The 9,340-nt window shown below is 60.2% G+C and carries 10 protein-coding genes; 4 read left to right on the forward strand and 6 right to left on the reverse strand.

Going from position 1 to position 9,340, the window contains the following annotated elements; all coding sequences use genetic code 11:
* The 3 genes from ACR3FE_RS27620 to dgoD form a co-directional block, all read right to left on the reverse strand.
* The coding region (locus ACR3FE_RS27620; RefSeq protein WP_458211064.1) for a gluzincin family metallopeptidase at positions 1 to 1,609 on the reverse strand (1,609 nt) is incomplete at its 3' end.
* 113 nt (positions 1,610 to 1,722) lie between these two features.
* The gene (locus tag ACR3FE_RS27625) at positions 1,723 to 2,496 is read right to left on the reverse strand and encodes an SDR family NAD(P)-dependent oxidoreductase (protein WP_458211065.1); all 774 of its coding nucleotides are present in this window, start codon (positions 2,494 to 2,496) and stop codon (positions 1,723 to 1,725) included.
* Positions 2,497 to 2,498: 2 nt separating this feature from the next.
* The gene (gene dgoD, locus ACR3FE_RS27630) at positions 2,499 to 3,647 is read right to left on the reverse strand and encodes a galactonate dehydratase (RefSeq protein WP_458211066.1); all 1,149 of its coding nucleotides are present in this window, start codon (positions 3,645 to 3,647) and stop codon (positions 2,499 to 2,501) included.
* Between the two features lie 191 nt (positions 3,648 to 3,838).
* Between dgoD and hisS the strand changes: the two genes are divergently transcribed.
* The 3 genes from hisS (at position 3,839) to ACR3FE_RS27645 (ending at position 5,967) form a co-directional block, all read left to right on the forward strand.
* Positions 3,839 to 5,137, forward strand: a complete 1,299-nt coding sequence (gene hisS / locus ACR3FE_RS27635) for a histidine--tRNA ligase (RefSeq protein WP_458211067.1) — start codon at positions 3,839 to 3,841, stop codon at positions 5,135 to 5,137.
* 385 nt (positions 5,138 to 5,522) lie between these two features.
* Positions 5,523 to 5,726: a hypothetical protein gene (locus ACR3FE_RS27640; RefSeq protein ID WP_458211068.1), complete on the forward strand. Its 204-nt coding sequence runs from the start codon at positions 5,523 to 5,525 to the stop codon at positions 5,724 to 5,726.
* Positions 5,719 to 5,967, forward strand: coding sequence for a DUF7563 family protein (locus ACR3FE_RS27645; RefSeq protein ID WP_458211069.1), 249 nt, complete (start codon positions 5,719 to 5,721; stop codon positions 5,965 to 5,967). The genes ACR3FE_RS27640 and ACR3FE_RS27645 overlap by 8 nt, the downstream gene beginning before the upstream one ends.
* A 255-nt stretch (positions 5,968 to 6,222) precedes the next feature.
* Here ACR3FE_RS27645 and ACR3FE_RS27650 read toward each other — a convergent pair whose 3' ends face one another.
* Both ACR3FE_RS27650 and ACR3FE_RS27655 read right to left on the reverse strand, forming a co-directional pair.
* Entirely contained in the window at positions 6,223 to 6,993 is a 771-nt protein-coding gene (locus ACR3FE_RS27650) for a sensor histidine kinase (RefSeq protein WP_458211070.1), read from the reverse strand.
* Positions 6,990 to 7,352: a PAS domain-containing protein gene (locus ACR3FE_RS27655; RefSeq protein WP_458211071.1), complete on the reverse strand. Its 363-nt coding sequence runs from the start codon at positions 7,350 to 7,352 to the stop codon at positions 6,990 to 6,992. Before ACR3FE_RS27655 ends, ACR3FE_RS27650 begins: the two co-directional genes overlap by 4 nt.
* Between ACR3FE_RS27655 and ACR3FE_RS27660 the strand changes: the two genes are divergently transcribed.
* On the forward strand, positions 7,315 to 7,731 hold the full coding sequence (locus ACR3FE_RS27660) for a hypothetical protein (protein WP_458211072.1): 417 nt from the start codon (positions 7,315 to 7,317) through the stop codon (positions 7,729 to 7,731). The genes ACR3FE_RS27655 and ACR3FE_RS27660 overlap by 38 nt on opposite strands.
* Before the next feature lie 116 nt (positions 7,732 to 7,847).
* Here the strand turns inward: ACR3FE_RS27660 and ACR3FE_RS27665 are convergent, their stop codons facing one another.
* Positions 7,848 to 8,471 (reverse strand): response regulator transcription factor, encoded by a 624-nt coding sequence (locus tag ACR3FE_RS27665; protein ID WP_458211073.1) that lies wholly within the window; start codon positions 8,469 to 8,471, stop codon positions 7,848 to 7,850.
* Between the last annotated feature and the right edge of the window lie 869 nt (positions 8,472 to 9,340).

Consider the following 9,340-nt stretch of genomic DNA (forward strand, 5'->3'; position numbering starts at 1 on the left):
GAGTTTCTTCGTAGACATTCCTTCGCTGATGGTTATCAGGCTGGCTCCATATACCTCCGGGCCGGTTTCGAGAGATTCGGTGGATAGGACAGGACGAGGTTGATGATACCTGTTCTAATTCTCCTCGGAACCGCCCGACCAGTCCGGAGACGTACTGCGCGATGGTCAGTCCGAACACCAGTCCGATCAACCCGAGACCGCCCCACAGCACCAGCGTCGATGGAAGGTCACCCGTCATCACCGGCGGCTGTCGAGAGTTCGAGTCGTCGGACCGTCCCTGTCCGTTCTTACTGGACGCCTGCCTGTCCGACTCCTTCTCGTCGGACGAGCTGTCGTCGGCTCCCCCGTTATCGTTCGACCCCTCGCCGATGCCACCCTCCAACTCTTGCACGTCGGGCGTCGCAGTCGTCGTGACGTGCTGGTCGAGCCACGAATCCATCGACTGCCCGGTCACGTCCGCGACGATCGTCTTGAAGTCGGCGTAGGTCACCGGCCCGTCGTGGCGGTTCATCCGGTCAAACACGTCCAGCAGGCTTCGCTTCCCGTCGGTCGCCTGCTGTATCTTCGCGTCCAGTGCCCAGAGGACGAGCGCACCCCGATAGTAGGGAACTTCGGGATTCGCCCAGGTGTTCGACTTCGAGAGCACCGCGTCGTCGTACTGTTTCGCCGAGAGAGTCTGGGCGACCGCGGATTGCGAGGTTCGCCCCTGTCGAATCGACAGATCGGAGGCGAAGTAGGCCGCGCTGGCCTCGCGGAACCACGTCATCCGGTCGCCGAGTTCGAACGACTGACGCGTGTGGACGTACTCGTGGATCCAGAGGTTCTGGGGGTCTGAAAGGCTCGCAGCCTCGTGTACCCAGAACTCGCCGTATTTCGGCGAGGCGTAGCCACCGCGCCAGATAGGGTCGGGGAGGACGAACAGCAGCACCTCGTCGGGCGACTGTCCGGGCAACTGCTCGCTCGCTGTCCCGAGCGAGTCGAACACCTTCCGTGGCGGGCTAGCTGGCGTCGCACCAGCACCGACGATCATCCGGAACTGCTGGCCGTCGGCACGGTGGGTGTACTCTTCGTACTTTCCGATGTAGGTGAACGCCGACCCGAGCACGCCCGACTCGGCGAACTCGACGCTGGATTCGGGGTAATCGTCCTGCAGCGGATGGCGGTAGCGCCACTCATCGCTTCCCGCCGGGAGCCACGCGACCGAGAGTCTCGGCGTCGGTGCGAGCACCCACTCGTCGGTGGCGGCGAACTCGCGTCCGTTCCCGGAATCGACGTCTGCGACGATGGTCACCGTCGGTGACTCCGTCTCACCGTCCCACCGAAGTGCGTGGTCACCGCCTTTCGTCTCGGCCTCAGCGAACCCCGAAGACGACACCATGTTTCCGGTGTAGTTGATGAGCCAGAACGCCCTGGCCTCCCGCGGTGTCTCGAAGACGAGGTGGTATCGAACGGTCGTCTGATCGTCGGCAGATCGTTCGACGGAGATGGAGACACCCGGTGGCGTGTCTGCTGACTGCGCCGTCGCTGGCGGCGCGAGCACGCCAGCGACGAGCGAAAGCACGAGTAAAAGCGATACTGTCCCCCCGGAAACCCGACCCCCAAGCGCCATCGAATGTGATGGCGTCCCGGAGTCGTTTTGTTATACGTCGCCTGTGCCGGATTCAGGGGTAACCATCGACCGACGAGAGGGTGCTCTGTGATACTCCGCCACCGAACGAGAGGTCACTCGTCCCGGTACGATGGGAGCGTGTCGTCCTGCACCACCACGCTTCGTCCACCATCGACGATGAGGTGCGTTCCGGTGATGTACCCCGCATCGTCGCTGGCGAGGAAGGCGACGGTTCCTGCCACGTCCTCGGGCGTTCCGAGGCGACCGACCGGATGGATAGATTCCAGGTGTTCGCGGTACTCCTCGTCCATGTCTTCGGTCGTGCGCTCGATGGCGACCCAGCCAGGGTTGACCGTGTTGACGCGAACGTCGGGGCCGAAATCGAGCGCCATCCCGCGAGTCATCCCGTTGATACCCGCCTTCACCGCGTTGTAGGGAAACATCTCCGGCATCGTCAGGAAGGCGTGGTTCGAGGAGACGTTGACGATAGCCCCCTCGTCCATCTCGGCAACTGCGTGTTTCGCACAGAGCCAGTACGCCCGGAAGTCGGTTTCGAGGACGAGCTCCCAGTCCTCCATCGTCGCCTCGTCTGCGCCCGTGTTCGTCTCTACCCCGGCGTTGTTCACGAGCACGTCGATTCCGCCGTACTCCTCGGCGGTCGCCGTCACGAGTGCGGCGATATCGTCCGGGTCGCGCATATCCGCGCGGACGAAGACCGCCTCGCCTCCCTCATCGCAGATGTCTTCGACGACCTCCTGTCCAGCGTCCTTCGTGCGCCCGGTGACGACCACGGACGCTCCTTCGCTGGCGAGTCGGCGCGCAATCTCTGCCCCGATACCACGAGTCGAACCGGTGACCAGCGTCACGCTGTTTTCGAATCCCTGCATGGTCACCACTCCGCGACGCTTCCGTCGTCGTGTCGCCAGACGGGGTTGTGCCAGTCGTCGTGTCCCTCGCGTGCGCGTAAGACTTCTACGTTGGGTTCGACGCCCAACCCCGACCCGTCCGGGAGCGAGACGTACCCGTCCTCGTAGTCGAAGACGGTCGTGTCGGCCAGGTAGTCGAGTACGTCGCCGCCCTCGTTGTAGTGGATGTCGAGGCTCTGCTCCTGGATCAGGGCATTTGGCGCGCAGGCGTCCACCTGGAGGCAGGACGCCAGCGCCACCGGGCCGAGCGGACAGTGCGGCGCGAGTGCCACGTCGTAGGCCTCCGCCATCGACGCGATCTTGTGGCACTCCGTGATACCCCCGGCGTGGGAGAGATCGGGCTGGATCACGTCTACCGCGCCCGATTCGAACACCTCCTTGAAATCCCAGCGCGAATACATCCGCTCGCCAGTGGCGATGGGGATCGAGGTCTGTGCCGCGAGGTCGGGCAGGAACTCGTTGTGCTCCGGCAGCACGGGTTCCTCGATGAAGAACGGGTCGTGGGGTTCGAGTTCTCGCGCGAGTCGTTTCGCCATCGACTTCGAGACGCGCCCGTGGAAATCGACGCCCACGTCCACGTCCGGGCCGACCGCCTCACGGACGGCGGCCAGTCGCTCTCCCGCCTCCTCGACTGCGGCAGGGGTGTCGATCCGCCGGAGTTCGGCGGTGGCGTTCATCTTCAGCGCGGTGAACCCCGCATCGACCTTCTCGCTCGCCGCGTCGGCGACCCTGTCCGGGCGGTCGCCGCCGACCCACTGATAGACTCGCACTCGGTCGCGCACGGGGCCGCCGAGCAGTTCGTACACCGGCGCATCGAATGCCTTCCCTCGGATGCCCCAGAGGGCCTGGTCGATTCCGGCGATGGCGCTCATCAGGACTGGTCCACCGCGGTAGAAGCCACCCCGGTAGAGTGTCTGCCAGTGGTCTTCGACCGGCATCGGGTCTTCGCCGAGCAGATAGTCGTCCATCAACTCCTCGACCGCACTCCGGACGGTTTTCGCTCGTCCCTCGACGATGGGTTCGCCCCAGCCGACGAGGCCGTCGCTCGTCTCGACGCGCAGGAAGAGCCAGCGCGGTGGGACGGCGAAGAGGTCGTAGTCGGTGATTCGCATACAGGAGTGTCGTTGGTGATGCTGGTAGTGGTTTGGGTTCGGGAAAAGAATGGACTCTATGCTCCAGCATCGTAGAGCGCGTTTTCGCGTGCATCATCGAGACGTTCTTTTACGATTCATCTACGTCGCCGAACCCATCTCGAAGCAGAGAGATAGCCAGAGGTAAATCGCTCGCCTTCGATACGCGAACCATGGACGAGTTCGAGAGCCTCAAGGGCTTTTACGACCGCTACCCGGCGGAGTGGGCGGCGTGGCGCGAGGTCGTGGACACCGTCGAGGAGACGGCCCGCGAGTTCGGCTTCCGCGAGATCGACGCGCCGAGCGTCGAACCGACCGACCTGTTCCGGGTGAAGTCGGGCGACGATATCGTGGACGAGACGTACAGTTTCGAGGACAAGGGTGGACGCGAAGTGACGCTCATCCCCGAGCAGACGCCGACCCGAGCGCGATTGGTGCAACAGCGTAAGGACCTCGGGACGCCCATCAAGTGGTTCGACACGTCGAAACGCTGGCGCTACGAGGCGGTGCAGAAGGGCCGCGACCGCGAGTTCTTCCAGACCGACATCGACATCTTCGGCGTCGAGTCGGTCGAAGCGGACGCGGAGATCATCGCCTGTGCTGGCACCATCTTCGAAAAGCTCGGGGTCGCCGACGCGGTGGAGTTCCGACTGAACGACCGCCAACTGCTCGATGCCCTCCTCCACGCCACGGGTGTCGGGGAGAGCAAAGACGTGATGCGCGTCATCGACAAGAAAGAGAAGCTGAGCCGGATGGAATTCCTCGGCCAACTCGAAGCCGAGGGACTCGACCGGGCGACCGCCGAGGAGATCGACGAACTCACCGCCATCAGCGGCGATGTCGAGAGCGCGCTGGTCGAACTCTCGGACAAGGCCCCCGAGGGCGACGGGGCCGACGAAGCGATCAACCGGATGCACGACCTCTACGACGCTCTCTCGGCCTACGGCGTCGAATCGATGTGCACCTTCGACCTCTCTATCGTCCGTGGGATGGACTACTACACCGGACTCGTCTTCGAGGCGTTCGCCACCGAGAGCGACCTTCGCGCCCTGTTCGGTGGGGGTCGTTACGACGAACTCATCGGCCTGTTCGGAGGCCGCGAGGTTCCCGCTATCGGCTTCGCCTTCGGCTACTCGCCGACGATGCAGTTGATGAAAGAGTTGGGCGAATGGCCCGACGAGGCGGTCTCGACCGGCGTGTACGTACTGAACGTCTCCGATTCTGTGCGCGAGATCGGACTAGAATACGCCATGGGGCTGCGTCGTGAGGGGCTGGCGGTCGAGACCGACCTCACGGGACGAAGCGTCGGCGAGCAGTTCGGGTACGCCGATCGCATCAACGCCGAGTACACCATCGTCGTCGGCGAGCGCGACCTGAACGAGGGCGTCGTAACGGTGCAGAACATGGACTCCGGTGAGGAAGAACAGGTGCCGAAAGACGACGTCGTCGAGCACGTGCTCGACCTGCTGTAATCACGCTTCTGGACTGTTTTTCGATGGGACGGCGAGATGGCAGACGTTTCTGAAGCTCGATGAAATAACGATCCTGGAGAGCGAGGTAGAATAGCAAGAGGATAGACAGGGGAAAGCGAGCCAAGACACCCAAACCACGCAAATTGTACAAGATATCAAAACCACCCGAATAGTCAAAACTATCAAAACCGTCAGAACCAGCCAAACTGGACAGGCTAGCAGATCGAACCACCTGGTTTGCAAAGCGGTTTCACTTTCACTTGGCCGTTACTCGAATCGGACGAGAAGAACTCCTCGACGCGACGTACACACCCCGGAACGCGAATCTTTACTTTCGCTCTAGGTAAGACTCGATGTTTTGACCCAAATGGTCGTAGGTTACTCTATGAGTATCCACGATATCGATACGCCGATGGCGAAGTGGCGCTACACGTGTCCCAACGGCCACACCAGTTGGGAGCCGACCAACAGCCACTTCTGGTGCCATCAGTGCGGTCGACTCCCCGACACGGATGCGGAGTTCTGGAAGCTTCGGGACAGAAAGACCGGCGAGCACCTTGCCCGCGAGAAGGTGGTTCTCGATGGCTAAAGCAGAAGAAACCGACACCGTACAGCTTCGCACCTGGAAACCGAGCAACGGCTCGCGGTACGTCAGCTGTCGGAATCCGACGTGCGGAAACGAACACGTCGACCCGGATTTCGCGCGCACGTTCGGCGACGACGATGGAACCGTCTTCGCCTGCCCCGACTGCAAACCGTGGGCTGCACTGAAACGGGGTGCCGCAGCAGACCCGACCTTCGAGCACCGAGTAAAACGTAAAACCTGGTGACGAGCGACCTGACTATCGATCGGCGGCGCTCGCGACTGACGATAGCATCGATCAGCGCTGTTTTTCGTTATCTCCGGAGCGACTCGTTCAACATAGCCAGGTACTTTCACTTTCACTTCGGGTAAGAATAACTGCTTTTTAGCTACGACCCATCCGTTCGGATGCGGGTTGACGCCCCGCACAGGAGGTTGGGTTTGCGCGACTGCCATCCCCTGCGCGTATCCCAGACTTCGTTTCCACCATTCCGACGGGCGGTCACTCCGCCCGTTCGATGAACTCGATACCGGTGATCTCGAACCGAGCACCGCTGTCTTCCGCTTCGGTGACGGCGATCTCCCAGCCGTGGGCTTCGACGATCTGTGTCACGATAGAGAGGCCGAGACCGATCCCGTCGTTCGTCGTGAACCCGCTCTCGAACACGGAGTCGCGCTCGTCGTTCGGGATACCTGGGCCGTCGTCCTCGATGGACACCCCATCCGGCAGTCGTTCGACGTAGACAGACACGTCGTCACCAGCGTGTTCGACAGCGTTACGGAACAGGTTCTCGAACACCTGACTCAGTCGGTCGACGTCTGCCGAGATTTCGCCCTCGACGTTCTCCAGCACCAGCGTCGCCTCGGGAGGCGCAACACGTGACCACGCGTCTTCGACGATGTCGTGAAATGCCGTCAACTGTGTCTCTTCGATGACGCCGGGTCTGCGCGCGAGGTCTAGCATCTCGTCTATCATGTTCTCCATTCGGGTGAGCGCGCCACGTACCTCGTCGAATGCGTCGTCCGCGTTCTCTAACTCCGCAACCTGCAGGTAACCCTGTGCGATTCCCAGCGGATTGCGGAGTTCGTGCGCGAGCATACTCGCGAACTCGTCCAGGCGTTCGTTCTGGTCTTTGAGTTCCCGTTTCCTGCGCTTGTGTTCGGTCATGTCCCGGAAGATACCGATGACCTCGGGGCGCTCGGTGCCGAACTGCATCCGTGCCGTGTTGATCTCCGCATAGCGCGTCTCGCCATCGGGCGTCGTATACGTCACCGAATACAGCGGTCGTTCGTCGTCTCCCTCCGTTCGCGGACGTCGTCAGTGAGTTCCGCTGGCGAATCGTTGGGGAACGCGGCTATATCCTCGATTCGCTCGCCGAGGATGGCAGGGCGGTCGAGTCCAGACACCCGACAAAATGCGTCGTTGACCGCCTGGATTCGACCGTCCGTATCGAGGACGAAGACGGGGTCTGGGGCGGTCTGGAACAGCGTCCGGAACCGCTCTTCGCTCGCCTCTTTCTCTCGTTCGAGTTCGACGGAGAGCCGACGCCGTTCGAGCAAGCCATCGATACGTGCCTGTAAGACCGCCTTTTCGATGGGCGTCGTGACGATCTCGTCGACCCTGTTCCACATCCCCGGCGTGCGTGCGGGGGAGTTGCCTCGAAGTGACGAGAAGATACGGGAGAAACGTGGGAGAGACAGCGTCTTTCCTGGCGGCGAGTTCGTCACGATACCGACCGAACGACGTTTCGTCGACGATACAGAGGTCGAACTGGAGATCGAGTTCATCCGGAGTGTCGAGTTCATCGTCCAAAGAGGAGACATCGAACTCGGACGCGAGCCAGTCGGCCAACAACTCACGGTTCTGGTCGTGGTCGATGAGAAGGAGGATGCTTCCATCGGATGCCTGTGTACGACCACTCGCCGCCCGAAATTCGCTCATCGTCGTTCTACCCCGAACATCTTTCGTCCGTCTGTTGGAGCATACCGTACAGTAACTCGTTCGGTGTAGAACCGCCGGTCGAGAGGTATGCGAGTGTTCGTTTTACTGCAATTTCTATCTCGCAGGTTCGACGAGTATAACGCATAGTTCTATCAGATCATCTGCTACGGACGGAGCGAACGAAGTTACTCCTCCGTTTCGGTCGAGTCGTCATCCTTCGACGACCGTACGAGCTTCGAGGCGGCAGTGTTCCGACCATAGAACTCCGCACGCAGGTCATCGTCGTCGAGATCCATCGCCACGGTGGACAGATCCTCTCGAAGTGACGCTAACTCCGCTTCCAGCTCGGCGTATTCGTCGTTTTCGGCGAGTTCATCCGGATCTTTTCGCCCTTCCAGTGCCGCTTTTTTCGTCGTCAGTGCGAGGAGTTTCTGCACCTGCGAGTCGTAGGACGAACGGGTTTCGAGCGAGGAGACGATATCCCGTAGTTCCTCCGGGTCGGAGACCGGTTTACAGATATACGCGTCGAAGCCCAGTTCGAGGATGTCGAAGTCCGGTTCGACTGCGGTTACCATCGCGACTCGACAGTCGAGCTCTCGCTCTCGGATTTTATCGAGCACGTCCCGGCCAGAGAGATCGGGCATTCGCCGGTCGAGAAGGACGATATCGACGGATCCGTCTACTTCTTCGAGTGCCTCCGTTCCACTGTACGCGGTTCGGACGTCGTAGGAATCCTCGAGCCACCGGGCATGCAGGTCTGTGATCGCATGTTCGTCATCAACGATGAGAACGGTGGACTCGTTAAACATTGGCTACGTAAATATTCATGACTCCCGCCATATCAAATGTATCGATATGCATCGTACATCGGTCGTTCCTTCTCATCTGTACTATCGGTGAACGTTTCATGAACGATAACGTCCTCGTGGTACAACCAATAACTAAATGTGACCGTTTTTACTAAAAACGTTTCGGTGATCGAGCTCGCTGTGTCATCGGGATAACAGCAACTAGCACATCGACGCCGGCTATCTACTCGGAAAAGAGATGTTTCGAAGAGACCTATCGTCACTATCAGGAGATTCAGCGGCTCGAATCGTCCGAGAAATGGTAACGATTTCGATAAATAGACCGTATCGGCGTAGCAGATCTCGTCTCAAAATTCACATATATAAGTCTACACCTGCATTTGCAAGGCAATACTTTTTTACATAGGAGTGGAAAGTAAACGATGGTAATGCTCGCGCACTGCTGTTACAGTAGGCCGATAGCCAGCTTACATCTGATTCAGGTCGTGTTCCACGACTCAGGGAAGGTATGAATCAGTCTGCGAAGCCGACGGCTAGCAAAGCAGGTGCGTGGCATGTTTCAGTTCGTCCGACACGTCGTCGGGTGGGGTCACCACTTTCCCCCCCTCCCCCGATAAAAATCGGAACGGGGAAGGTAGACGAATCGAAACGAAGACGAGTGACCACTCCGAGACCGAGCCGAATGCGGAGTTCTCAGGGAACTTCTGGGCAAAGATAGTGAGATAAACAAAGGGAACAACTTTAATGTTCCGCTCTTCTGTAGGAGATTGTTGATACAGTTCAGCTGTTGCTCTCGAATCGAAGAGGGCAAGGACACCGCGTTAGCGGTGTCCGACACGAATGATTCCGCTGGATGTGTTTGGTTCGGA

Source organism: Haladaptatus rarus (assembly GCF_054177585.1).